24 protein-coding genes and 1 tRNA gene are annotated in these 26,114 nt (G+C 41.3%); 19 read left to right on the forward strand and 6 right to left on the reverse strand.

Features of this window, described 5'->3' with window-relative positions:
• Positions 1 to 131 precede the first annotated feature (131 nt).
• Positions 132 to 962, forward strand: a complete 831-nt coding sequence (locus tag HYD27_RS00940) for a helix-turn-helix transcriptional regulator (protein ID WP_219210439.1) — start codon at positions 132 to 134, stop codon at positions 960 to 962.
• A gap of 185 nt (positions 963 to 1,147) precedes the next feature.
• On the opposite strand, the gene HYD27_RS32845 is transcribed toward HYD27_RS00940, so the two are convergent.
• The 3 genes from HYD27_RS32845 to HYD27_RS00955 all read right to left on the reverse strand — a co-directional run bounded on the left by HYD27_RS32845 (position 1,148) and on the right by HYD27_RS00955 (position 1,991).
• Positions 1,148 to 1,414 (reverse strand): hypothetical protein, encoded by a 267-nt coding sequence (locus tag HYD27_RS32845; RefSeq protein WP_219210441.1) that lies wholly within the window; start codon positions 1,412 to 1,414, stop codon positions 1,148 to 1,150.
• Positions 1,415 to 1,509: 95 nt separating this feature from the next.
• A complete protein-coding gene (locus HYD27_RS00950) occupies positions 1,510 to 1,599 on the reverse strand; it encodes an antibiotic biosynthesis monooxygenase (RefSeq protein WP_219210443.1) in 90 nt (29 codons plus the stop codon).
• Between the two features lie 306 nt (positions 1,600 to 1,905).
• A tRNA-Leu gene (locus HYD27_RS00955) sits at positions 1,906 to 1,991 on the reverse strand.
• A gap of 232 nt (positions 1,992 to 2,223) precedes the next feature.
• On the opposite strand from HYD27_RS00955, the gene HYD27_RS00960 reads away from it, so the two are divergent.
• The 4 genes from HYD27_RS00960 to HYD27_RS00980 are packed head-to-tail and all read left to right on the forward strand — an operon-like array spanning position 2,224 to position 11,084.
• Positions 2,224 to 3,018 carry a ParA family protein gene (locus tag HYD27_RS00960; RefSeq protein ID WP_219210445.1) on the forward strand — a complete coding sequence of 265 codons (795 nt, stop codon included), beginning with the start codon at positions 2,224 to 2,226 and terminating at the stop codon, positions 3,016 to 3,018.
• Positions 3,005 to 4,048 carry a ParB N-terminal domain-containing protein gene (locus HYD27_RS00965; RefSeq protein WP_219210446.1) on the forward strand — a complete coding sequence of 348 codons (1,044 nt, stop codon included), beginning with the start codon at positions 3,005 to 3,007 and terminating at the stop codon, positions 4,046 to 4,048. The genes HYD27_RS00960 and HYD27_RS00965 overlap by 14 nt, the downstream gene beginning before the upstream one ends.
• A complete protein-coding gene (locus HYD27_RS00970) occupies positions 4,048 to 4,476 on the forward strand; it encodes a DUF6075 family protein (protein WP_219210448.1) in 429 nt (142 codons plus the stop codon). Before HYD27_RS00965 ends, HYD27_RS00970 begins: the two co-directional genes overlap by 1 nt.
• 35 nt (positions 4,477 to 4,511) lie before the next feature.
• Positions 4,512 to 11,084 (forward strand): N-6 DNA methylase, encoded by a 6,573-nt coding sequence (locus HYD27_RS00980; RefSeq protein WP_483874569.1) that lies wholly within the window; start codon positions 4,512 to 4,514, stop codon positions 11,082 to 11,084.
• A gap of 50 nt (positions 11,085 to 11,134) precedes the next feature.
• Here HYD27_RS00980 and HYD27_RS00985 read toward each other — a convergent pair whose 3' ends face one another.
• Genes HYD27_RS00985 through HYD27_RS00995 form a run of 3 tightly spaced genes read right to left on the reverse strand, consistent with a single transcriptional unit; the run spans position 11,135 to position 15,943 of the window.
• Positions 11,135 to 13,972, reverse strand: coding sequence for an AAA family ATPase (locus HYD27_RS00985; protein WP_219210452.1), 2,838 nt, complete (start codon positions 13,970 to 13,972; stop codon positions 11,135 to 11,137).
• 2 nt (positions 13,973 to 13,974) lie between these two features.
• Positions 13,975 to 14,550 carry an ABC-three component system middle component 1 gene (locus HYD27_RS00990; RefSeq protein WP_219210453.1) on the reverse strand — a complete coding sequence of 192 codons (576 nt, stop codon included), beginning with the start codon at positions 14,548 to 14,550 and terminating at the stop codon, positions 13,975 to 13,977.
• Positions 14,537 to 15,943 carry a PDDEXK family nuclease gene (locus HYD27_RS00995; RefSeq protein ID WP_219210454.1) on the reverse strand — a complete coding sequence of 469 codons (1,407 nt, stop codon included), beginning with the start codon at positions 15,941 to 15,943 and terminating at the stop codon, positions 14,537 to 14,539. The genes HYD27_RS00990 and HYD27_RS00995 overlap by 14 nt, the downstream gene beginning before the upstream one ends.
• A 226-nt stretch (positions 15,944 to 16,169) precedes the next feature.
• Between HYD27_RS00995 and HYD27_RS01000 the strand changes: the two genes are divergently transcribed.
• The 14 genes from HYD27_RS01000 (at position 16,170) to HYD27_RS01065 (ending at position 26,096) form a co-directional block, all read left to right on the forward strand.
• On the forward strand, positions 16,170 to 17,156 hold the full coding sequence (locus HYD27_RS01000; protein WP_219210455.1) for a DUF3991 domain-containing protein: 987 nt from the start codon (positions 16,170 to 16,172) through the stop codon (positions 17,154 to 17,156).
• Positions 17,157 to 17,355: 199 nt separating this feature from the next.
• Positions 17,356 to 17,838, forward strand: a complete 483-nt coding sequence (locus tag HYD27_RS01005; protein ID WP_219210456.1) for a ribbon-helix-helix protein, CopG family — start codon at positions 17,356 to 17,358, stop codon at positions 17,836 to 17,838.
• On the forward strand, positions 17,819 to 19,054 hold the full coding sequence (mobP3, locus tag HYD27_RS01010) for a MobP3 family relaxase (protein ID WP_219210457.1): 1,236 nt from the start codon (positions 17,819 to 17,821) through the stop codon (positions 19,052 to 19,054). Before HYD27_RS01005 ends, mobP3 begins: the two co-directional genes overlap by 20 nt.
• A 207-nt stretch (positions 19,055 to 19,261) precedes the next feature.
• Entirely contained in the window at positions 19,262 to 19,894 is a 633-nt protein-coding gene (locus HYD27_RS01015; RefSeq protein ID WP_219210459.1) for a hypothetical protein, read from the forward strand.
• A 14-nt stretch (positions 19,895 to 19,908) separates the two neighbouring features.
• On the forward strand, positions 19,909 to 20,625 hold the full coding sequence (locus HYD27_RS01020) for a hypothetical protein (protein WP_219211078.1): 717 nt from the start codon (positions 19,909 to 19,911) through the stop codon (positions 20,623 to 20,625).
• A gap of 33 nt (positions 20,626 to 20,658) precedes the next feature.
• Positions 20,659 to 21,498, forward strand: coding sequence for a hypothetical protein (locus tag HYD27_RS01025; RefSeq protein WP_219210460.1), 840 nt, complete (start codon positions 20,659 to 20,661; stop codon positions 21,496 to 21,498).
• Positions 21,495 to 22,010, forward strand: coding sequence for a hypothetical protein (locus HYD27_RS01030; protein ID WP_219210461.1), 516 nt, complete (start codon positions 21,495 to 21,497; stop codon positions 22,008 to 22,010). The genes HYD27_RS01025 and HYD27_RS01030 overlap by 4 nt, the downstream gene beginning before the upstream one ends.
• The gene (locus tag HYD27_RS01035; protein ID WP_228744906.1) at positions 21,967 to 23,565 is read left to right on the forward strand and encodes a VirD4-like conjugal transfer protein, CD1115 family; all 1,599 of its coding nucleotides are present in this window, start codon (positions 21,967 to 21,969) and stop codon (positions 23,563 to 23,565) included. The genes HYD27_RS01030 and HYD27_RS01035 overlap by 44 nt, the downstream gene beginning before the upstream one ends.
• A 119-nt stretch (positions 23,566 to 23,684) precedes the next feature.
• A complete protein-coding gene (locus tag HYD27_RS31740; RefSeq protein ID WP_197074276.1) occupies positions 23,685 to 23,909 on the forward strand; it encodes an Mbov_0395 family pilin-like conjugal transfer protein in 225 nt (74 codons plus the stop codon).
• Between the two features lie 65 nt (positions 23,910 to 23,974).
• Positions 23,975 to 24,205: a DUF6133 family protein gene (locus HYD27_RS01045; protein WP_219210463.1), complete on the forward strand. Its 231-nt coding sequence runs from the start codon at positions 23,975 to 23,977 to the stop codon at positions 24,203 to 24,205.
• Positions 24,206 to 24,259: 54 nt separating this feature from the next.
• On the forward strand, positions 24,260 to 25,096 hold the full coding sequence (locus HYD27_RS01050) for a conjugal transfer protein TrbL family protein (RefSeq protein WP_219210464.1): 837 nt from the start codon (positions 24,260 to 24,262) through the stop codon (positions 25,094 to 25,096).
• Positions 25,097 to 25,100: 4 nt separating this feature from the next.
• Positions 25,101 to 25,310 carry a mercury transporter gene (locus HYD27_RS01055; RefSeq protein WP_219210465.1) on the forward strand — a complete coding sequence of 70 codons (210 nt, stop codon included), beginning with the start codon at positions 25,101 to 25,103 and terminating at the stop codon, positions 25,308 to 25,310.
• A gap of 10 nt (positions 25,311 to 25,320) precedes the next feature.
• Positions 25,321 to 25,659, forward strand: coding sequence for a hypothetical protein (locus HYD27_RS01060; protein ID WP_039293288.1), 339 nt, complete (start codon positions 25,321 to 25,323; stop codon positions 25,657 to 25,659).
• Positions 25,656 to 26,096, forward strand: coding sequence for a prepilin peptidase (locus HYD27_RS01065; protein WP_219210466.1), 441 nt, complete (start codon positions 25,656 to 25,658; stop codon positions 26,094 to 26,096). Before HYD27_RS01060 ends, HYD27_RS01065 begins: the two co-directional genes overlap by 4 nt.
• Positions 26,097 to 26,114: the final 18 nt, after the last annotated feature.

Here is a 26,114-nt window from a genome sequence, read left to right on the forward strand (position 1 = left end):
CCTCCTAATTTATTGAATAAAAAATATTTGCTGTTTTGATTCTATACCACTATTCTATTCATCCTTTTTATTATTGTAAATAACACATGTTTGCTATACAATATATAAAATAATTGCTATGGAGTGATCATATGAGGAGAAACATTTTTATACCACCGCCCACCTTTAAACATCATCTTTTATATCCTGTAGGCATTGGACACTATTACAATTTCCCTACACATCGTGAGAATCGTGAAAGTGGTTTCTTGCCGGAGTACAATCTTCATTTAGTACTTAGAGGAAGGGGGTATGTCATCCATGAGGGAGAACGTTTGGACTTGACTGGGGGATGCGGATTTTTTTACCCGCCAAAAGAACAACAACAATATGGTTCCGATGAGGACGATCCCTGGGAGATATGTTTTGTACATTTCACTGCCGTCGCCCCGTTACTCTCTATGTGGAAGCTGGATACCCCTTCTTTTTTTAGATTTGCAGGTATCCAATATGTACAACGGATTTTCTCGGATATGTTTGAACTAATGGATGCATTTAAAACGGGGATTGAACCTCATTTGTCCTCATTGGTGTACGAGCTAATATTATTCTTACTTAAAAATTCCGAGTCACTAAAAAACACCAACACTCTTGATCACAAGGAGATTATTCACGGAATAGCTGATAAAATACACGATAAGCCGGATTTTCATTGGACTACAGAACATATGGCAGAATTGTCTGGATACAGCCTGTACCATTTCATTCGACTTTTTCAAAAAATAATAGGATTGAAACCAAATGAATACGTAAAGGTAAGTCGATTATCAGCTGCTAAAAACCTGCTTATTTCAACCGAGTTGCCAATCTTTGAAATTGCCGAGAATATCGGATTTTCGAATACCAGTTATTTCATTAAAGTCTTTAGGGAATGGACCGGCTTCTCTCCACAAGTTTATCGAAGTATTTATAAGCAAGTATGATTTGTTTTGGGATGATGAAGCCCGTGCGCATCGACAAAACCAGCCCGGACACGCCGGACACGGGGGCATCCGCAAAGGCTGTGTCCCCAATATGAGCAGTCATGATCGACGTCATGATGCAGAGGCTTACCGCCTGTCCCAGATTTCTCATTGTTGTCTGAAACGAGTTCGCAGCACTGTAGTCCTTAGGTCCTATACATGACATAATCGCGTTGGAAATTGGAGATGAGAAGACGCCAAAACCCGTACCGGTCACGATTAACACTGTAATCACATACGCGCGAGAGGTATTCGCGCTTATAAAACAGAAACCAAACAGGCCGACCGCGCAGATCGCCAGTCTCAACCGGATCGGTGGTAACTGTTGTTTCTCCAGCATTGGGTCCCAATGTTCCCATGCCTCCTTCATTTGATACAGCGGCAACTAATTCAGCAGATGTAACCCATGCCATTGGTGCCTGAATAATAGGGTATTTGATATTTCTTTCAATAGAGATTTATTTCGTTCGGTTTCACCACAAGGTCCTTGAACAGGGGAACAATTACTTTAAAAATGCTTGGCTGCCGTATGCTGGTCGAGCGCATTCTGATCCTCCCATTCCTCAATGACGGTCAGTATCTGCGGATAGTTGCGCAAGCCTCTTACTCGCCAACGGGGTCGGCATGAAAGAAATCCAGGAATGGCTATTCTACAACAGCCGACATTATTCTCACTTGGAATACAGCTCCAAAGTATCTTCAGCATCAACAATGAGTGATGTCCTGGTCTTTTAATAAAAAAAGACCGCATTGCTCTCAATATTTCATGAGAGTCATGCGATCTTCTCCTCGTTCTCTCCTTTGGAAAAAGGAGAGAACTGCAGGAGAGAACTCGATAAAAACTTCTCTCCTGCCCTACTTCAAAAACCAGGGTTTTCCGGAAAAAACCCTTATGAATCAAGGATGCCGAGGACGGGGGTCGAACCCGTACGGTACTCACGTACCGCAGGATTTTAAGTCCCAGAAGTCATTTGGACTTTAACCCCCTGCAGTGGAATATAAGGGAACCTACTATCCGCAAAAAACCTTGTAGAATCAAGGATTTTTACGGTTTTTCGTGTTTTCCTTAGAGCCACAAGGGTTTCCGGCAACAAGCAACAGAAAGAGCAATTTTAGCCTTTGGAGAGAACTGCGAGAGAACTCGGAGAGAAAAATGAGAGAACCAGCCCGCTCCCTACCATTGACAATATGTTCGGAGCAAACCTCCGGGGAGGTTTTTACAATGACACAAACAACCGTTATCACTATTGCTAATCAGAAAGGTGGCACTGGCAAGACAACCACCGCCTACAATCTAGCGTGCGCCTTATCCCATGAAGATAAAAAAGTGCTGCTGGTTGATTTCGACCCACAAGGCAATCTAAGTATGTGCTTTGGAATCGAGAATCCAGACCAGCTTAAGTTTTCAATGTTCAATATTATGAATGCCCTCATGAGTGACGAACCCCTACCGGCTCCTGATGAATACATTCATAATCATGGCAATATAGACCTCATCCCAAGCAACATAGAACTATCTGTCGCTGAGATTAATTTAAGAGATGAAATGGGTGGTGAAAAGACTCTCACCACATTACTGGAATCCATGAAACAAAGATATGACTATATCATTATAGACACAAATCCCTCTCTTGGTCTACTAACGATAAATGCCCTGGCGGCCAGCGATAGTGTGTTGATTCCAGTAAACCCTCAATTGTGGTCTGCGACAGGCTTAACTCAGCTATTGAAAATAATCATCAAAGTAAAGAAACGTATTAATCCACGGATTAGCATAGCCGGGATTTTAATGACCATGTGTGATACCCGAACCAATTTATATAAAGAAGCCTTTCGGTTAGTAAAAGCCTATTACCAGGAAACCGTCCGTATCTTTGATGTTCAAATCCCTCTTTCAGTCAAAGTCGGTGAGGCGAATTTCTACAGTCAAAGCATTATTGAATTCAATCCTAAGTCGAAGGTAGCCACTGCTTATTGCAGTTTAGCGAAGGAGCTGATGCAAGATGAGCAGCAATAAGCGACCTACGCCTAAGCTTTCAAGCATTGATGAGCTTTTACTTTTGTCTGAGGGACCAGACCATTTAACATCATCTCCTGAAAATCCAGGAGTCACTTCTCTTCTACTCTCCAGCCTTATTCCCTTTCATAAACATCCATTTAAGCTGTATGAGGGCAAAAAACTGGATGACTTAATCGAAAGCGTCCTAGAGAACGGTGTGCTAATTCCCGTTATAGTCCGTCCAATGGAACAAGATTCCTATGAAATTCTTTCTGGGCATAATCGCGTCAATGCCGCTAAAGCTGCGGGGTTACTTTCTATCCCTTCCATTGTTAAAGAACAATTGACGGAAGCAGAAGCTGTAATTATCGTGGTGGACACCAATTTTCATCAACGTTCCATTCAGGATATGTTGCCCAGTGAACTTGCTCGTGCCCTGGAGATGCAGCTTGAAGCTTGCAAAGAAGCTAAGCAAAAACAGAGCAAAATAACTCAGCTTGAAAACGGCGAGATCCCTTATAACACCGAGGATTCCAAGTCCACTGTCCCAGTGGGACAGCGAACTTGGAGCGTGGATGAAGTTTCCGAGAAAAACGATATGAGCCCAACCAATATCAAACGATATTTGCGCTTGAATCATCTTCTACCAGAACTCATGGAAAGAGTCGATCAAGGTGAAATCAAGCTTCGCCCGGCCGTCGATCTCTCTTACCTGAAACCGCAAGAACAACAAACCGTGGAATCTTTAATTCATGAACAAGGCTTTAAAGTAGATATGAAAAAATCCGAGCTGCTTCGAGCAAAATCAGAAAATCGCAATTTCACTGAGCAAGCCGCATTAGCGATCCTTTCCGGTGAGTCTAGCCGGAAGCCAAAAAATAAGGTTCCTGCTCCATTCAAGCTAAAGTATAAAGTATATGCCAAATATTTCTCTCCTGAGAGTAAAGCCGCAGAAGTTGAGGAAATCATCAATAAAGCTTTAACCCTATATTTTTCGCTCCAGTCAGAGCCTGAACAACATCCCTTAATTGAAGAGGAGGAAATTTAATGGTATTCAAAGATCTAGCCCATGAACAATTTTATGAAGGTAATGTCATTCGCGCTGAGCGTCAACACGATCCTTACCGATCCGCTCTATTTTATCTGTTAGGCCTTACAGAAGATACACGCCGTCACATTAATGATCTTTATGATTTCAGAGAAGACAGCATTAGGCTAGAGGGCTTAAACAACGGCTGGCAGACAGGCACAACAGTCCGTCTTACCCGTCTCGCATTTAACCTCTATTCGGGCAATACGGGAGAACATGAAGAAGAGACCCACTCTTTCAGCCCCTATTATCTGTTCGATAATGGACTCATGCCATATTTCTTTGAAGGGATCAAGCTTCGCTATCCAGCCTATGCCGTGGATATCAAACGAGATTGGCTTCCCTTTGTGCCAGCCAAAGATATCTATGATGAGTTGGAACAATAAAGTCACACGATCCACAGGAAGGGAGGATAACCATCGTGGCCCGTGTTACAACACTAAGAGCCATCTATCAATCGGCTGTCTCACAAATTTCGCAGTCACCACAAGACTGGATGGATTATTTAAAATTTGCTTCTGGAATTTATAAATACTCTTTTGATAATGCTCTTCTCATATATATGCAGAATCCAAAGACATCCATGTTAGCCTCCCTTCCTCTTTGGAACAAACTAGGCCGGTACATTAATCGAGGAGAAAAAGCCATTGGCGTCAGTAACTTTCAGGAGAATAAGCCTCATATAGACTATTTATTCGATGTCTCCCAGACTCACGGAAGGGTCCCTCCTCAACCCTGGAGTTTACTGGGGTTAGATTTTACTGAACTCGCTAACAGGCTATCCTCCAATGAAACCAATGATCTCGGGTTATGTATCACGAAGATGGTTAAACAGTATTTATTATCTTTTGATTTATTTCAGGATATAGAGCTGGACATGGTGAATCATCCTTTTGCCACATTCCCTTTTTCTGGCGTGCAAGAACAAATGCAGGAACTGATTGTCGCCAGCAGCATCTACTTCATTCATTCTCGGTGCGGTCTTCCAGAGCCAGATTCATCACAGGTGTTCGATACTATATGCGATTGGAACACTGTACCGCTAATGTCTCGATTGGGCGGGATATTAACTAAAATTTCCAAAGAGATTTTGCTCGACATCGGCAGACATATCAAATTAATGGAACTAGAAAGGAAGGTTAGTTATGAACAAAGAGAGCTTGAATCTCAACTACAGTCAGCAGACAAACGGACTGCTCTATCCTCTGATGCAAATATCGAGTCAAGTGGAGACCGACCAGCAGCCTCTAGGCAAATACGGAAGAATGAGCTTAAACTATCTCAGGAATCATCATCCCCATCGATTAATGAGCTTGAAGATGCAGGGCAATCTGATGGAGAAAATGCACCAAATCGACCAAGAAGCGAACGAGAGAATACAACAGCTGACGGACCAGTTACTCCGACTACAACCGCTACCTCAGACCGAAGATACTCTAGAACGGACACGGCACTTGAACCAGATCAAATCAATCGCGGAGGAACTGGTACTGAACGAGATCGTCTTGAGACCCAGATAACTGCAACTTCAAATACATTGTCCTTAGAACCGCAAATTAGCGGTTCTTTTTTATTGCCTGAAAAATCTGAAGATATCATTTTATCGGAACAAGAAATGTTAGAATACTTGCTCCGCAGCGGTATGGGTTCAATGCAAGGAAAACAAGTCATCTATTCTTACGTAGCCGAACACTCAGTTACAAAGGCTCATGACCTCATTCCGATGCTTAAAAATCGATACGGGACTGGTGGAGCCAGAGGCGATTTTGGCAATGGCTTGACCGGATATACTCACTCTGGAAAAGGAATTGAACTACTATGGTCTGACAGTGCAGGGGCCCATGAGGTCCTTATCAACTGGAGAACGATAGCCACTACTCTCCTGCAGCTCATTCAAAATGGAAGCTATGACGATAGCCTATCTGTCTTCCCTCCGCAAGAAGAGGAATGGACATTATTTGATTACGTTCAGCAGGCGGAAGACAATAAGAGTCAGGCCGGTACTCTTGGAGCTCCTATACAACGTGAGCCTATAGAAATTGAATCCGCCGAGAATCAGGAATTCCAAGAAGAGACTGAAAGTACTCTTTCTGTTACTCAAGAACCTCTTGAACACCCTGCTTTCACACCTCAGAACTTCCACTATAATACGGAAGTATCCCTTTATCCTTCCGGAGCTAAAAGCAAATACAAACGAAATATAGAAGCATTCCGTCTTCTGAAACTGCTTGAAACTGAACGTCGTGTTCCCTCGCCTGACGAGCAAAGGATATTAGCTGGCTATGTGGGCTGGGGTGGACTTGCAAATGCCTTTAATGAGAATGCAAAAGATTGGGAGTATGAAGCTGCGGAGTTAAAACATTTGCTGGATGAGAGAGAATATGCTGAAGCACTGAACTCCACGATTACAGCCTATTACACAGAGCCGGAGTTAATTCGTTACATCTATCAAGCACTCGAGCGCTTTGGCCTAAATGACGGAGAACACCGTAAAATCCTTGATCCTGCTATGGGTACCGGAAACTTCTTCTCTGTACTTCCTGACACCTTACAGCAAGCAAAGCTTTTTGGCGTTGAACTGGATGGAATCACCGGTAGGATGGCCAAGCAATTATACCCCTCAGCACAAATCCATGTTCAAGGTTTTGAGACAACCAACTTTACTCCAAGCAGTTTTGATGCTGTTATCGGCAATATCCCTTTCAATAACATCCAAGTCTTCGATCATCGCTTTAAAGAAAGCTACTTGATCCATGATTACTTTTTCATAAAATCAATGGAATTGGTGAAGCCGGGCGGGATCATAGCCTTTATCACCAGTAAAGGTACATTCGATAAACAAGACTCTTCGATCCGAAAAGAGTTAGCAGAACAAGCTGATCTCATTGGTGCTATTCGCTTACCGAACACTGCTTTCAAAGCAGTTGCCGGTACTGAAGTAACTACCGACATGGTATTCCTGCAGAAGCTGGATCAGCCCCGGCAGCTGGACACTGAACAATTCCTAGATTGGATTTCGGTCTCCCGCACATCCGATGGCATTCCAATCAATACTTATTTTGATCATCATCCCGAAATGGTGCTCGGAGATATGAACTGGGATCGTAGCATGTATGGTTCAGAACGAACTACTGCTTGCTTCCCTAAACCTCAGCAGGATCTATATGCAGACTTAAGTGTTGCTCTTCATTCTCTAAAAGCTCATTTTTCAGCCTTACCCGATGACATTCAAATTGAGGACTTAGAGGATGGACAGGAACAAGCGCAACCAGCCGATGCAGGAACCAAGAATTTCACTTACGTGATTAAGGATAATCAGATCTATTTCTGCGAGAATAAATATTTACTTTTCCAAGACATCAAGGGCAAAAAAGCAGAACGCATTAAAGGATTATGCGACATTCGAGATGCCCTCAAAACAGTGATTGACATTCAGTCCCGAGAATATGGTTATGACATCTCAGAACTCCAACAGGGACAGCAGCGACTAAATGAGGTCTACGATCAATTTGTCAAAAGACACGGGCCCATTAATGATCGAGCCAATACTGCCGCTTTTTCAGATGATGATCAGCTCCCACTACTACGCTCCATTGAGGATATGACACCCGAGAAAAATTGGGTAAAAGCTCAGGTGTTCACTAAACCCACGATTCGTCCGAACCGCATGCCGGTACATGCTGATTCAGCTTTACAAGCTCTTCAAATCTGCCTGAATCAGAAACTCAAAGTAGATCTATCCTATATGTCGAGACTATATGGCAAATCAACAGAAGAGATCTTAGATGAACTTGGAGACCGGCTGTTCCTTAATCCCCAGAAATATGTTGGCAATCAAGACGAAGGCTGGGAACTGGATGAAGAATACTTATCCGGAAATGTAAAAGACAAATTAGCCTATGCCAAGCTAAAAACATCGGAATATCCCGAGATGTTTGAGCGTAATGTAACCGCCCTGAGTGCTGTGCAACCTGCTCCACTATTACCGGGTGATATTGATTTTCGGATTGGAAGTCCGTGGATTCCAATCAAGTATTACCGTGATTTCATGTATGAGACATTTGGAACGGCAGGACATCATCAATCTGCTGGAAATATCAATGTTGAGTACATGGAATATGCGAACTCCTGGCGCGTCTCCGGCAAATCATTGGAACGGGAATCAATAAAAGTAAACCGCACTTTTGGTACATCGCGGGTAAATGCATACGACATTTATGAATGCAGTTTGAACCTGCAGAGTATTACTGTTCGTGATCCGGTAACCTACTTCGACCAGAATGGAAATGAACAAATCAAATATGTGGTGAACGCCAAGGAAACGATGATTGCCCGCGCCAAGCAGCAGCAAATCAAAGAGGCCTTTTCATCTTGGCTGTTCAAGGACAAAAACCGGGCAGATATATTACTGGGTATCTATAATGAGAAGTTTAATACTCTCCGTCCACGTACTTATGATGGCAGCCATCTTGTGTTTCAGGGTATGAGTGAAGAAGTGGAGCTCCGGCAACACCAGCAAGACGTTGCAGCAAGAATTATATACTCAGGGACCGCCCTTATGGCTCATGAGGTGGGAGCCGGTAAGACCGCTGCTATGATTGCTTCAAGCATGTATTTAAAACAGCTGGGAGCCATTCAAAAGCCACTTTATTGTGTTCCCAATCACTTAACTGAACAATGGGCCAATGAGTTTATGCGCTTCTTCCCTGCTGCCAACATCCTGGTAACCACAAAAAAGGATTTCAGTATGCAGAACCGAAATCGCTTTGTCTCTAAAATCGCCATGGGTGATTACGACGCAATTATCATCGGCCACAGCCAATTCGAAAAGATCCCTATATCTCATGAGCGTCAGGAACAATTACTGCAAAATGAAATCAATGGAGTTACCCAGATGATTGATCAGGTCAAAAGGGAAAAGGGTGACAACTGGACGATTAAACAGATGGTCATTTTCCAAAATCAACTTAAGCATCGATTGGAGCGTTTGGTCAATGAGGATAAAAAAGATAACTTGCTCTACTTTGAACAGCTTGGCGTTGATATGTTATTTGTTGATGAAGCGCATGCCTACAAGAACTGTTTTACTTTTACCAAAATGCGCAATGTGGCCGGTATAGGTAAAACAAGTAGTCAGCGTGCCATGGATATGCTCTTAAAATGTCAATACATCCAGGAAATAAATCAAGGCAGAGGTGTGGTATTCGCTACAGGGACACCGATAAGCAATAGCATGTCTGAGATGTATGTGATGCAGCGTTATTTGCAGCCAATGGTTTTAAAGCGACTCGGTTTGGACTTTTTCGATAATTGGGCAGCCACCTTTGGAGAAGTTGTCTCCTCGCTCGAGATGACACCTGAAGGCAGTGGGTATCGCATGAAGTCCCGGTTTGCCAAATTTCATAATCTCCCGGAACTCATGAACATATTTCGCACCGTTGCTGATATTCAAACTGCCGAAATGCTCAAGCTTCCGGTTCCCGAATTGAAAGATGGGAAGCCGGAGATTGTCGTCACTGAATGCTCTCCCTTCCAAAAAATGATGATGGACAGCTTTGTCGAACGTGCTGAGAAAATCCGGAACAATGATGTGCTGGCTACCGAAGACAATATGCTGAAATTAACGAATGAAGCCAAGCTCATGTCCATTGATCCCCGTCTGGTAAACCCTGAGGCTCCGGTTGAATCTGATTCCAAGTTAAGTCGATGTATCAGCAACGTTTTTGATATTTGGGAACAATCCAGATCTGATCGACTTACTCAAGTCATTTTCTCTGATAGTGGCACACCCAAGCCAGGATACTTCAATGTCTACGATGAAACCAAAACGCAATTAATCTACAGAGGTATTCCCGAACAGGAGATTGCATTTATTCATGATGCTAAAACGGATATACAGCGTGAAGAGTTATTCGAACAGGTGCGCCGCGGAGAGGTTCGTATTTTAATTGGCTCAACTCAGAAGATGGGAACGGGTACGAATGTTCAGGATCGGCTTATTGCCGCTCATCACCTTGATTGTCCTTGGCGTCCGGCAGATATTACACAGCGTGATGGACGTATCCTGCGGCAAGGCAATAAAAACGAAACAATCCAGATTTTTCGCTATGTGACTAAGGGGACATTTGACAGTTACCTATGGCAGATTCAAGAGCAGAAGCTCCGATACATTTCACAAGTAATGACTGGCAAAAGCATTTCCCGTTCCTGTGAAGATGCAGATGAAACGGTCTTATCAGCTGCTGAGGTAAAGGCTATTGCTACGGCTAACCCCCTTCTTGCAGAAAAGATGCATGTGGATAATGAGGTAATACGTTTAAAGCTGCTCAAGGCCAATTGGAACAATGAACATGTAATTATGGAACGGCAAATCTCCCAGCATTATCCTCGAGAAATACAAGCTTGCGAACAACGGATTATCCGTCTGCAAGCTGATGTAGAACTGGCTGAAAAAACACGAAGTAACGAATTTTCTATTGAGCTTGAGGGGAAAATCTATAATGAAAAATCAGAGGCTGGAGAGTTGCTCCTTCTTCTTTTGAAGTTAAATGAAGCCAATTCTGGGGAGGTAGTTCGTGTGGGCCGCTACCGCGGTTTTGAGCTTCATTTAGGTCGCTCTGCTTTTAACAAAGTCTCTATACAGGTTAAAGGCGCCGAGACATATTCTATTGATTTAGGGGAGTCGGGGCATGGGAATATAACACGTCTGGAGAATATATTTGTAAAAATTCTTGAGAACCTTCACTCTACTAAGCATAGGTTAATGGATATTCAAACACAGTTAGCTGAAGTCAAGAACGAGATTGAAAAATCATTTGAATTTGAACAAACCTTACAAAAAACTATAACTCGTCAAGTAGAACTTGTTTCTCAATTAGAGTTTCGAGAATTATTAACTCAAGAAACTATTCTTAGTTCACCTTGTAAACAGAGTCACAACCCAGATCCTTATAACGAATCAATTAACATTGAAAATGATTTGCTATCTCCATAAAAAAAAGGCCGTTCATTAGAACAGACCTTTAAATTAACCAATAGTTCAAACTATTCAAAAACTGGTCCCGTCTCATTGTAGTCTAAAAACCGATAAGATTGAGTATTTAAGAATCTTAATTTCTTTGATAGTAATCTATAAATTTTCTCATCGTGAGTACTCATTACTATCTGCTTGTTTAATGTTGATGTTGTTTCTTCTGACGAAATACTTCTTAAAATATCAATAAAGGCTAAAATATTGATATCATCCATACTTTGAACAGGATCGTCTAAAAGTATAGTGCTTAATCGTGTACATTGTTGTCTTAATGCAAGAGCGAAAAAAATGCTAATAGCTACTACGTTCATTTGGGCTGTACTAAATGTAAAAGCTGGGTTTATTTCACAACTACTTTGATCTTCCTTAAAACATTTTATCTGTAACACATTATTGCCACTGTTATTTGTGCCTAATTCCAATTTAATATTAGTAAAATAAGGATGAGGATAAATGCGTTTGTATATATTATTTATAAGATGTTCGTTTTCTTTTAATGTTGTACCATTCATTTCCTCAATAACTTTATCTGCTGCATCATTAATATCTTCGAGTCGTTTTAATACTTTCGCATGTTCATCAACTTCTTTTTCCAGATTGCCCTTCAGTACTTTGAGTCTTTTTAACTCTTCATAATCTTTGTTATTGTTTACCAATTGAACTATTTGCTGAAGTTTCTCAACAATCATATGAAGTTCTATTTTCTTATGTTCATTTTCTTTTATAAGTGAAGAAAGAGAATTTATCTCTAAAACCAATTCTGAATCTATATCTGCTATATTCAATGACCCAAGCTTATCCTCAAACCCTTTTACGTATTCATCTAAATTAATTATTCTCTTTCTAATATCTTCTGAATTAGTCTCTTGAATATTAGCATTTGCAAAAACTTCATTATTAATCTTGAGTTTTATATTAATTTCTTGTAATAACTCATTACCTTCTGTAGAGAACCCTACCTTTCCAATCATATCAATATAATTAGAGTTCTGTTGTCGATTTATTTCTAATTGCTGTTCTAACATTCTGTATTCACTAAGAATGTTACTTCGAGAAATCTTATGCTCTGATAAATTTGCATTAAGTTTAGTAAGAATTTCAACTAATCTTATCTTTGATTCATTATATGATGAAATAAATTCTTCGAGATTACTCTGTACTTCTCTATCAATATCTAAAATTCTTTTTTTCAAACCTTCAGATATGTAAATATTACTCTTAATCTCATCGCTTTCTTCAGCTAGAGTGCTATCGATGTTTCGAATCAACACATCAAAATCAAACCCTGTACCACAAACTGGGCAGTCTACTTCGTTTGTATGATTATGTTCATTAGCAGTCACAATGTGATCTCTTGATGTTTTTAGTATATCTCTATATTTTTTATCAATTTTCATTATTGATTCATTTTTTTGATCTAAACGTTCAAGCTCCTTTTCTAAATTATTTTTTTCAGATTGTCTATTCTCAACCCGAGAAATTTTTACATTAATTTGGTTATGTAGTGCAAAAATGATTTCATTGGTTTCATATACACTTTTTTTCAAAAAATCATCTGCGGATACTATGTTTAGAATCTCTAAACTCTCACTTAACGTGTTCTTTAAAAGTGATAGTTTATCTATAACTTCTATTTTTTGATGTATTATTGAATCAATACTTCCAAATTGAGTACTCAAACGATTAGAGAATGATTCAATCTCCTGGATACATTCTGATACTTTATTTAGGCTATTGGATTTTTGGAGTTTTTTATTTTCTAACTCTCTTTGGCTATCAGAATAATTTCTGTACATTTCAAAATTATTAATTAAATAATTTAAATTTTGTATTTCAATGATAACTGGAATAGCATTACGCAATTTTTCCGCATCACTTTTTGTGCTTAAATATATTTCTTTTCTTGAGTTAATATCTTCAAGACCTTTGATTCTATTTGTTAGATCATTTAATTGCAAATTAATACTTGCTAGATAAAAAGAATTTTGTTTAACAACACTATTTATAAAATTTATGGTTTCTTCATTAAATAAACTATCTCCTTTAAAGTTTCCTATTTGCTCATTTCCAGTTATGTTACGCGATTTTGACAATAGATCGTCAATGAAATCATTTATATTACTAAACCCTTCAACGTTAAAATTCTGTTGAACGTTTACTCTGTCATTTAATACTGCTAAGGAAGGAGTTATTTTTACTATTCTTTCATTGATAAACTTGATCTTATCATTTATTTCTTTTTTTATATTAGTAATTTGTTCATTATATTTTTGAAATCTACTTGTCCCTAAAAGAGAGGAAATTTGACTGTACCTATCTGGACCTTTTAATCCCTGTACAAAGTATTTCAACTTATCTTGCGTAAGTATATGAAATTGTGAGAATATATTTTGAAACTCTAATTTCCCTTTCCAATCATCATGTATTAGGAGATCATTTAATTTATTTGTTGCAGCTTGATCATAAAGAACACCAGAGTCCGTTCCATAAAGTATGATTTTAGATTTATTTAATCCATAATCAGTATTTTTGTATTCAAAATTCATTGCTTCTCTAACTAACACGTACCTTTTATCAGCATCTAAAAGTTCCAGTGTGACTTTAGCAGGCATTTCATACGGCTGATAATTTATAAAGTGATTTTTACTTTTCTCCTCATTAGGCTCTTCAAAGCGGAAAAGTTTTCCCGTAAATCCCCACTCAACTGCATCAAAAAAAGAAGTTTTCCCAAAACCATTTGAACCTGATAAGATCGTGAAATCCGAACCTTTAGTCATATCAAATATTTTCGGTTCTCTATATCCTCTAAAATGGTCAACTACTACTTTAGTTAATCTAACTTCCTTCATAATCAATCCCCTTTAAGCTGATCAACCAGCTCATTTTTATGGAGTACTAAATCAGATAATATTCTATCCGATATAATATTTTTGTTAAAAGTAACCTTCTCTCTTAATTGTTGAAAAAACTGGTCATCTGTTATTAAGGCATTTAATTTTTCCAACTGATAAAAATTTGATGTTAATGGCAATTTAAAATTAAAATTTTCTATCAGTTCTTTTTGATCTTTTGCCTTTATCACATATTTTTTACAACAAAAGCGATCCTTTTCAATAAAATGATATTCATCAATAGTTAAATCATCCTCACCAATATAAATCAGCAAATAATAGATATCCCACCGAATATCGTTTCTAGAAAAAAGTTCATTTTGTAAATAAAGAGCTATGTCATGATCTTGAACCAGCTCCCAATTTTTAAACATCTCATATTTATTATCAAAAATTTTGCAAGCAAATATATATTTTTCTCTGTTTGGATCTATATATAAACAATCAATATATTTACATCTGGGATCAATAATCTTTTCCATATCGAATTTAAGAAAAAAATCATCAACAAATGAATAAATACTAAATTGATCCAACACGATCCCCACCCAACACTTTATTCAATTGATCTATGAGTTCTTCAATTGTATTTTTGGTTTGAAAATTAAAGGCATGCTCGCAATGGTAAATGAAGTCATACTTGGTTTTCAAATTATTAAATTCTTCTTTTCCTTCTGCTGTTTCAAGATCCACTTCAGTGATTTGTGTAATAATATGATCAAAGTCAATCAGCGCAGAACGATTCTCACGGAAACAATTATCCGCAGCAACATTTCCTATTATTACTTTTTCCACTCTACTTATGTCTACATCAGGTTCATTAAAATAACGCAATAACCTTAATATTACTACGTTATACTCGCTTCTTTCTGCTGTATGTAGATAAGCCAAATTAGTATTACCATCTAGATTTATGGACTGTCCCTTATTATCTATCAATTTAATTTCTGGATAAATGAATGAGATAAGACTTAAGTTAATGACTATATTTTTTATAAGTTCTTTATTATCAATAAATTTAATTTCTTGAGGATCCTGAAACAAAGTAAGGAAAGGAACTTTAATATTACAAATCACTTTTTTGAAATTTTCTTCTCCCAAGTTTTTTATTTGAGTAAGAATTAACTCAACTCTGTGAATAAGTTGCTCCTTTATATTTATAGACCTAATTCCATCTATACTCTTGATCTCTTCAAAAAGAACCATTAAAAATTGTGCAAATGATAAATCCTTGGATTTAATTAATGCTTCAACTTCAGAAATAGAAACTACCTTATTAATTGAAAAAAACTTCTCGACAATATAATTGTATTTATCTATAAATACGTTTAAGTCAGTTGAAGTTACCTTTTCAATTTTCAAGCTTTTTAATATCTCTATTAATCTAGGTTTAATAGTTTCCAGTTCTAATTCTTTGAATGATTCATAATCAGATATCACATCAGTAATCCAACGATCTAATTTCGCTTCATGTTCGATTTCAGAAGCAAAGTTATCCAGTAATTGAATCGCTGGACCAGTGAAATCAATTGAGGTTGCAAAATAATAAGTAAACTGATCAATATCAGTGATGAGTGTATTATCTAAATGATAATGCAGTGAAAATTTAATAATTTCTTTCGCAACTTGAGGTTTGTCAACTCTATCACCAAATCTTTTACATTGAATAATACCTGTATATTTATTATTCAATTGTAAAGTACAATCTCTTCCTTTTTCCCCAACCCCAGGCATTAGTGTAATTCTATTATGCCTGGTTTTATATAGCGGAGAATTTTGAATTTCCTCTTTGAAAATATAGTAAACAATAATTTCAAATTGCCTATCATCAAGTTTTTCAAAAGGATATCCATCTTCAGAATTATATGCTTTTGGCTTTCCACATAAACTTAGTTCAACCGTCATCTCATTTTCTGTAATTGGCTGCATATCTACACTCCAGACGTTATTCTTATATAGTATTCCTATATTTCTTTTCGCAAATAACTTTCACTTTTTAATCATAATTCTAGTAGTCTATCGCCGAGTTCGCATTACGCCAATATTATTTTAATGAAGTTCATTTTATAGAATTATTTAAATGCTATGAGCCATTTTTTATACTTCCAGTATTGATTTTACCAATTTTTTCAACAGCTCAGTTAGGAGATTTATCATGAAACCATATCCAAATTTGAAAAAAAGTTATATAGCACAAGCTAATAATACCAATTTAATTGATTTTGCTAGATCCCATGGCTACATCCTCCAAAACGGTGGCCGCCGCGCGCTTCACGCGAAGCAAAGCGGTGGTCTTTACTTTTTCAAAGACAGCAATAAATACTACCACTTTTCCACCGATACCCACGGCGGCCCAATTGACTTTGTAATGCAATTCTGGAATAGGAGTTTCAAAGAAGCCGTAGCTTTTCTGCTGGGAAGTGAAATCCCACGCTTCACTCCTCTGCCCTATTCTCCTCAAACAGCCGGCCAGCTCATCCTTCCGGACAAGGCATCCAACTATAGACGAGTCGCTTGGTATCTCGTACACGTTCGAGGGATTGACCCTGAAATCATGTCCCACCTCATGCACGAAAAAAAGCTTTTCCAGCAATCCAAAACTGGAAACTGTGTTTTCGTCGGATACGATCAAGATGGAGTTCCTAAGTACTGTTCAATGAGAGGCTGTAATCCGAATCGACCTTTTAAGCAGGACCGGGAATACTCAAATAAAAGTTATCCTTTTCATATCTCACCTCGTCATATTAGCCAGCGAATTTACGTATGTGAAAGCCCCATCGACGCCATGAGCCATGCCACACTCACCAAGCTGAACGGGCTGGACTGGCGAGCAGATCATCGAATCTCCCTTGGTTGCTTATCAGATCATGCCTTAGAGCGCTTCCTATCCCAACACACTATTAATGAAATCATCTTCTGCTTAGACAATGATTATAACGCCACTTATCGAGATGGCAGCCCGGCTCCCAATTGGGGACAAGAGGCTGCCTTTAAATTTACCCATAAGTATGATGAGTTAGGATATCAGACCAGTATCCAGACGCCACATAATAAGGATTTCAATGTAGATCTGGTTTCTTTACGTCAGATAACCGAAGCGAAATCACCTATTCATGAGGAGGATTTTGATTATGAACTGTAGACTTTTTTCTCATTGGATAAAAGAACTGCCGTCCCACCACCAGAGGGCACCGCCCGATGGTGGTGGTGTAAAGGCAGGAATAGCAAAATGTCATTTTGCGAGAAAACAGCGTGGAAGCAGAGCTTCCACCGACATTTCTAGTGATTTTCGCCCGGTAAACGAATGTCGCATAAGAGTATCCTAATGGGAAGGAGATGCCATGGCACAAGCTGAGAAAACCGTACAGATCACCGTCAAGCTCCCAAAGAAACAATATGAAGCGTTGAAAAAGTACGCGGCCACCAAGCATCTCAGTATGTCAGATATCGTACGTGCCTTTATTCAAAAGGGGATGTCTGTAGATGCCTATACCGAAGAGATTGATTTCATCACTACTATTATCCGCCAGGAGATCACCATTGCCATCAATGGTTTGAGCAACCGGTTAGCCGGACTGGCTAGCAAAGACCTCATCATGTCCGCCGCCTCTTATTACTCCACCATTGCTATCATTGCGGATTTAATAGATGTGAATCGTTTTACAACTTTTCGGGAGATTGAGAAGAAGGCTCGGCAGCTTGCAGTGGAATACATGAAGATGAAGCTCACTGATGTGGAGAAACTATTCCTCTCCGGTGATGGTTTTGAGCAGGATGCTGAGCGACTGCGCGGAGGCGATATCGATGTCGGCTCTGATCTATAAGCAACGCTTCTTCCATCCCAATAAGCCCAAAACTGCAGTCAGCAATTACTGTCATATTGGTTATATCGCCACCCGCCCCGGTGCAGTTCGGCATGATGCGAAAAACCATGGTCTATTCGGAAAACTAAAGCCCGGCGAGATGCAGATATTTGATTCCTGGCAAGAAGTGGCGCGAACTGCCCGAGATATTTCGCAGCAAGGCAAAAACATGTATCGTGGCATTATTTCTTTCCGCAAAGAAACTGCAATGGAATTAGGACTATCAAACTTCACGGCATGGCAGCAGTATATCGAACAGCACATTGCCACACTTGCAGCCCAAAACCAGATTAAAACAGAGAACCTCTGCTGGGCTGCAGCCTTCCACAACGAAATAGATCACCCTCATCTTCATGTAGTGTTCTGGGATAAGAAACAACAAATCATGAAGAACTTCACTTCCCCCGAAATCCCCAATCGTATTCGCAAACAGTTGATTAAAGACACGTTCGCTTATAAAATCAAACAGTTTATTGCCATGCGGGATCAGGCCAAATCCGGAGTATCCGAGATTACCGATCAATTGGTATTAGAATTTGAGAACTATCTGAAGCAGTTGAACCCAAAAGCATTTCGAGCATTCCAGCAGCGGTTCGAAATTGACGATGAAGACTCTCTTCTCCGCTTTCCCAAACATCATTTGGTGGAACCCTCTTCTGTCAAGAAGTTGGCTGAACAGCTTTTTCAATTACGTCAACAAATGCCGAAATCCGGACGACTTGCGTACAAGCTGTTGCCTCCTGAATCGAAAACACTGCTGGATAAGTTTGTACAGAACTTGTTGCAAGAGAATCGCTATCTGGCTCAGATGGTGGCGGATAACGTTGAGGCCAAAATGGACCTGGCCATGCTTTATGATTCTAATCCAGATCATTTGAACAGACAGCGTGCGAAGTATCAGGCTGAAGCAGAGAAACGTATCGCCAACCGCATCCTCTCCACCGTTCGCACCATCATCCAGCTAGAGAAGGATGCCAGCTTTAATACCAAACAAGCTAATTGGCAGTATGCCATGACAGAGCAATTAGTGCTTGAGCTGCTTAACCTGATGGAAGGATTGGCGATGAATGCCCAAATGGATTACGACGACAAAAGCAAGCTAATGGGCGGTGATTTATCGAAGCAGGCTAAGAAAGAATGGCTTCTTCGAAATAAGGATAAAGGATTCGATAGGTAAAGTGAGTCTCCAACCACTTTGAAAGGAATGATCAAATGTTTTTTACCAATGGAAAGCTGCAATCGTTTGAGAAACTGATGCGTCAAACTCCACGGAAACATCGACCATCTTCAGAAGACAAACCGAATCAACAACTTCAAGTAATTCCTTCTCAGGAGAGTCCATCTCAGCTCAAGGAACCATCGGCCAATGGAGATCAATAATCGAATGAAAGAGGTGCTGGAAGCAGAACTCTCCCGTTTGGGTTTGAATATCCAGCGTGAATCGTTCTCCGTTCTCTCCGTTCTTCAGAAGAATGACCCTATCGCATTTATCCATGATAATGGTGAAATTCATTATCCAGCTAATGTCGAAGCTGCACTCATTCACCAGATTCCAAACATTGTCGGAAAGGTCTTGGAGATAGAGCGCAGCTATCGTAATGCTGCCCAGCTTGGAATCTCCAGTTTGAGCAGTTACCGCAGTATGCTGGAATATAACCATCATGTATTAGCTGGCCGCTACGATGGGGAAGGTGAGTTTCGCTTTGTTACGTGGGAGATGAATAGCGAGCGGACTGGATTTGCCATAGGCCATTATTTTTATCGCAATGAATATGAGAAGGCAAAAGACGATTTTCTAATGCGGAGTGGATTACTCGACAAAGGTAGATTGTTCGATAGCGATCAGCTCAGTTCGCTTTACACCGCCCTACTCTATCGCAGCATCAATGATCCCACACTAGGATATAACGAAAAGCAATCCATCGACCTCCTTCTACAAAAAATCGAGTCACTGACTCCCCATTCTCCAAATCTCCTTCATTCGCCACTTCAAGCTGAACTGGATCTCGAACAGTAGCCTTCTTGAAAGGTATGATTCGAACGAAAAGTAAAAGTGAATTTTATAAAAGCTTCTTTGCTTCCTTATCCCAGCAAGGGATTGAGGTTCGGCGTTCCACATCCGCGGACTATTTAGCAGATTTGTATCTGAAGGATCAGATCATTGCCTTTTATACACGGATGGACATCATTGAACGCAATCCTTTTGTCACCGTCCCGGATCGGCTTATGAGCAGCATTTCAGACCTGGCACGGAAAACAGCCTTGCAGCTGGGCGTTTGTACCGAAAAGCCATACACCGATAAGGATGAGAAGATCACAAACGGTGTCTACAAGCTTAGTGAATACGGGGATGTCATTCTTGCTTGCAAACATCATCCTCTATTCGAATATGTATTTTCGACCTACCGTCTTGCTCCAGAGAATGGAATACCGGTACAACGCCAATATTTTTATGACAGAAATGAAGCGATGGAGAACTTTGCTGTCCGCAGCGGCCTGGTAGATGGTAAGAAACTTTTCAGCGAAAATGAGCTTATTCTCATTCATGATGAGATGGTCAAATTCCTTATCAGTCCCAATGACAAGACTATGGACCAATTCGAACAGGTCCAGATCCTGATCGACCGGTTGGAGGAACTACTGCCTGAGCTTAAAGATCGGGAAATCCAGCTGAATTACGAGCAAGAATTTAGTCATGATTTTGACGTTAACTCGGAGACGCTCGAAATTACCGAAGAAGGTCGGTAACAACTCATCTTTATTATAGAAGGAAGTGAGTCCATGCCTCAGCCCGAAAGCTCGATATGGGGTAATATTTTAACCTGCGTGGAAATTGGCCTGCATGTGTACGGCATGATGGCCGAACGCAATAGCGGCATTGTTGTGGATGCTGATTATGCCAAAGAAGTACTCAGTGAAGAAGCGCTGCAAGCTGGAGAGTCACACGGTGATCATATCTATTTCGACGACACCAAAAGTATCATTCCTGCTTATGAACTGCTCAAGAAGGATGCCATTACAGATCCGGAATTCAAAGAATGGTGCGGATCGCCAGAAAAACTGGCCCAGGATGGAGAGTTTTTTGCTCCAGAGTATTTTGGTGGAATGACCCCACCAGTAACTACACCTTGGGGAGAGATTACGGAGAGTCAGAAGATCTACAATGGGATCTCCATGGTGAATCATGATGGGGAGTGGGCACTCGCGGTACATCAAACGATCGCAAAGCACTGTCTGTCGGAGATGGCACAGGAGGTAGCAGCTGGTCAAGAAAACTATCTCTTTTATCCACTCGATGCTTGCTCCATTCCGGTTTATGAATTGTCCGCTTCTCACCCTGCTATGCTGGAACAAATTATCAACGAAGATAGCCTGGTGCATACCCTATGCGAGGACCATCCCGTCTATGTAACGATGCATAATCTTCATGTTGAAGAATGGGGCCGTATTTATGATCAGCCGGCACCAAGATCACTCTTTCTACAAATACAGTTGGATCAGGAAGCCCGCTTCCCTGCTCCAGAACAGTATGATAACTTCCCACAATCCCATCAAGACTCTAACTCCCTGCGAGAACGACCTGATACTTTTTTTGAACCCACAGAGGAGCCTGAGTGGTGAAAACGAAACAAAAGCTGCTGCTTTGCACGCTTTTTATAACCATCGGTTCCATCTTTAATCTCTTCTTCTCTACGGCCCTGCATGGTACCTTATCCGGTTCAACTTCAACTCTCACTGTCCCCTCCCTAAATACAAGCCTGGGTAGTCTTATTTCTAGCAGAGTTCACTTTCTGCTTTTTCTTTGTCTTCAAGGATTCACTCTACTCCTGTCCGCTATCTTTTTCGCCTCCAATAACCGGCCATATCAAAGTAAACTGAAGCAAATTGCACCCGGGATTGAAACACCTGTAGTGGTGGGACAAAATCAGCATGGCTCCGCACGATGGCTCCAAGAAGAGGAATGGGCTGATGCCTTCGACTGCGAATTGATCAATTTGCATCATCCCCTTATTCGCCAATTGATTCAATCCGGTTACGACGACCTGCATTTCCGACGAACTGATCTGAAGGAGGACTTTCACCGTGAGGATGCTTCATCCGAAGTCTATTCCGAAAGTGAACACCGCGGTTAACCATCCTCGCCCAACTGCAGCACCACCTCTGATCCAATCGGGTGGTATTGTTCTAGGATTACAACAAGCACGAAACCAGGAGCGTCTTTTCTTTATAGGGGACGATGTTCATTCTCTCTGTATCGGCGCGACACGCAGCGGGAAATCTCGAACAGTGGTCCTTCAATCCATCGGACTCTTGGCATTAGCCGGAGAGTCATTGGTTATCTCTGATCCGAAAGCAGAGCTATTTCATTATAGTAGCGTCCTGCTGGAGAAGCTGGGTTATGAAGTATTTGCTCTCGATTTCCGCCATCCGGAAAAGAGCCACCATTACAATCTGCTTCAGCCTATCATTGACGCGACGCTAGCTGGAGACCAAGAGCAAGCAGAAATGCTCGCTTGGGACATGACGAACGTGCTGGTAGGCAAAGCTCAGGGTGAAAAAATCTGGACCAACGGAGAAATGTCGGTCATCGCCGCCTCGATCCTCAGTGTCGTGTGGGATAACGTCAAGCGCCCGGAGTTCCAAAATATGACCAATGTCTACTGGTTTCTAGCAGAGATGAACAAACAAATCGGCAACAAAACACCGATGCAGGAGTACATTAAGCGGTTGCCTCAGAATCATCCTGCTCGGGCTCTGCTCAGCATCTCCGACATTGCTCCCTCCCGCACCAAAGGTAGTTTCTATACCTCAGCGTTGACCACATTGCGCCTCTTCACCTCCAAATCCATTTATGCCATCACACACAAAAGCGACTTTTCTTTAGCCGACATCGGCAATAAGAAACAGGCGCTTTTTATTATCCTCCCCGATGAGAAGACAACCTTTTATCCTGTGGCTTCGCTTATGGTATCCCAGTTGTACGAACTATTAACTACCGAAGCAGACAAACGTGGAGGACGCTTAAAACAACGGGTCAATTTTATCCTTGATGAGTTTGGTAACTTTACGCCCATTGCCGATTTCACAAATAAGTTGACGGTCGGTGGAGGGCGTGGAATGCGCTTTAACCTGTTTCTACAGAGTTTCGAACAATTGAAAGAAAAATACGACGACCATGTAGCCAATACGATCAAATCCAATTGTCAGACTTGGATATATCTGCAGGCTGATGATTTAGAGACACTGCGGGAAGTCAGTGAGAAGCTTGGGACATATACAACGTCCAGTTACCAGCTATCTGCATCACATGGCAAATATTCGACGCCCAGCACTTCACACAGCTTAAATTTGCTTGAGCGAAAGCTATTAACCGTAGACGAGGTGCACCGTGTCTCACGCCCTTATCAGATTGTACTTTCTCGTTCTTATCCCGCAATGATGTATTCTCCCGATTTATCTTCCTGGGCATTTAACGCAATGATGGGCCTTGGAGACAAGGAGCACAATCGCCAAGTAAGGGAAGAACGAGAAATACGGCGAATCGTACGAACGAATACGAATGAGGAGGTGAAACTTTGGAACATTTGGATCTACTATCAGAAAGACATTACCAGGCAGATGGCCGAACAACGGCAACAAGCAACCGCTCAAAGCGGATTCTTCCCTCCAGGTTCAGACGACGATTAAGGTCAGGCCGCTTCTCTTCGGTTATACGAACTGCAGCAGCCGTACTATTTACGCTTTACTACAATTGGGTTGAACCCACATCCGTTTATGCTTCCGGCGACATTAAGGGTAGCAAGCTAGTGACCGGGACTGAGAAATTAATCGGTGATGTTACAACTTGGCTGATGATTCTGGCTCCGGTTGTTTCCGGTTTGCTCATTGTATATTTTAGTATCCGGCGCTCTGCCGCTGATGAGATGGACACCAAAAAATGGAACAACCGTATCATTGTTGCCGTTGTATCCTGCATTGGTGCGGTACTCGGCGCAGCTACCCTTAATATCATTATTGGCTACTACAAGTAAAAAGAGCTTGCTCACCACAGCAGGCTCTTTTCTATGCTCACATTGAATTCTGGAGGTTATGAATAATGAAAAAATGGATGAAGGCTGTACCGAAGAAATTGGCTCACATGGGAAGCATTGCAAAGAGAGTACTTAGCAACCGAAGCGGAGAAGGTTTCGTGGATACGGCTGTAAAGATCCTGATGGCGGTTGTGATTGGTGCACTGGTGCTAGGCGGTCTGTATCTGCTGTTTGAAGGAACTATTCTGCCCACACTTACTCAGCGGATCAAGGAAATGTTCGACTACAAAGGTTAAACAGCCTTCAGAGGAAGCGGCGGTCACGCTGCTTCTCTTAGAAAGGAGGAACAGATGGAGAAGATCTTACTGCTGCTCGTCGTCGCTCTGCTTAACGGGGCGCTAATCTATATGGACACCTTGTTAAAAGATATCCTTCCCATCTCCTTATATGCAGAGAAATACATGACCCTCACAACCGGCACGAATCTACTAGAAAGCTTGTACGATATTTTGTTTGGCTTTGGAGTTGCAGTGATGATTCTCAAATTTCTGAAAAAGGGCTTTGAGATTTATGTACTGTGGACCGATGGGGACCCGGATGAAGAACCGCTATTTCTACTGACCAATTTTTTCAGGGCAATGGCTGTTGCCATTTGTTTCCCAACCATCTATACCTGGATCGGTCAAATGGTCGAAGAGCTAACCAATCAGTTACTGGTCGTCATCGGACAATCGACCGACTACAACTGGCAGGCATGGGTTAACAGCATCAGCTCTCTCGGACTAGTGACAGCATTATTCGGATTGGTCTTCGTGGTTTGTTTCTTCATCCTGTATTTCCAGTTTCTCATGCGCGGACTCGAAATGTTCATCCTGCGTGTTGGCATTCCTCTGGCCTGCGCTGGATTACTGGATAATGACCGCGGTGTGTTCCGTGCCTATACCCAGAAATTCATGCAATCCATGTTGACAGTAGTCATTCAAATCGCCTTAGCCAAATTAGGTGTGGGGTTGATGCTGCAATCCCATGTCTTCTGGGGACTAGCCTGTATGATGCTCGCGATTAAGACACCACGTTTCCTCTCTGATTTCTTAATTACAACAGGTGGCGGTGGCGGGGTTGTAAACAATGTCTATCACTCCGTCAAACTCGTAGGGATGGCCCGCAAAATGACGAAAGCCGGGTGACTGAATGGATACACTGGAGGAGCTAGCAGAAGCCCTTACCGCTTTAATCCGTCTTGGCTGCGCCTGTCGCTTGGTATATTGCATGGTACGTCTGGCTGGAGCTGATGAAGAAGCGACGAAATACAAGAAGCGTAGCCGGAACGTTGTACTGTTCTACATTCTTGCTGAAAGCATCTGGCAGGTAAAAGATATCATTCTGTTCTATTACCAATAGGAGGTCTGAGATGACTCAAGAATCGCAAACGTTGTATATTCCAATGGGTGTGAAGCCAGAAGCCGAGTGGTTTCCGGGTTTTGGCAAACAGCAATTAGGTCAGGCTTTTCTAGGTTCATTGCTCACTGTACTTCTAGCGTTACTTCTTTGGCTGATCAATGGCAGTGTGCCGATGGCCTTAGTTACTTTCTTAACCGGTGTTTCCGCCTCAGTGATGATGACCACGAAAGACCGAAATAATCTGTCCGTTCTCGATCAAGTACGCTTCATGGTTCGCTTCGCCAAAAGCCAAAAGGTATATCCCTACAGAAGTCTACCTGAATGGCCGTGGCAGGAGGAGCAACCTTGAATCTCCCCCTAAATCTCTTCCTTCTGAAAGGTTTACTCCTCGTCTTGTTCCTGACTTGTGCCAGCATTACGGATGTTAAAACGCGCCAGATTCCTGATTTTCTTTCTGTAGCTATTACCGCTGTAGGATTCATACACTTCTCTCTTCTTTTCTCCTTATCTGGGATGCTCCTGACTGGCGTACCGTACCTTGTCGCCGCTGTAATCTCCAAAGGTAAGCTCGGCGGCGGTGATATCAAACTCATGGCAGCCTGCGGCTTTGTGTTAGGTCCTGTAGGTGGCACAATTCAAAGCATTATTGGATTAACATTTGTTCTTTTAGCTGCTGCAGGAATCGGTATCAAATCCGGTTATCAATCTGCAAAACATACATCTCTGCCGCTGGCTCCCTTTTTATCTGCCGGCGGCCTTTTTGCGTTTATCATGATCCAACTCTAAACACTTCCTCAGGAGGTC

Source organism: Paenibacillus sp. S150 (genome assembly GCF_019352175.1).
In the GTDB taxonomy this organism is placed as follows: domain Bacteria; phylum Bacillota; class Bacilli; order Paenibacillales; family Paenibacillaceae; genus Paenibacillus_AQ.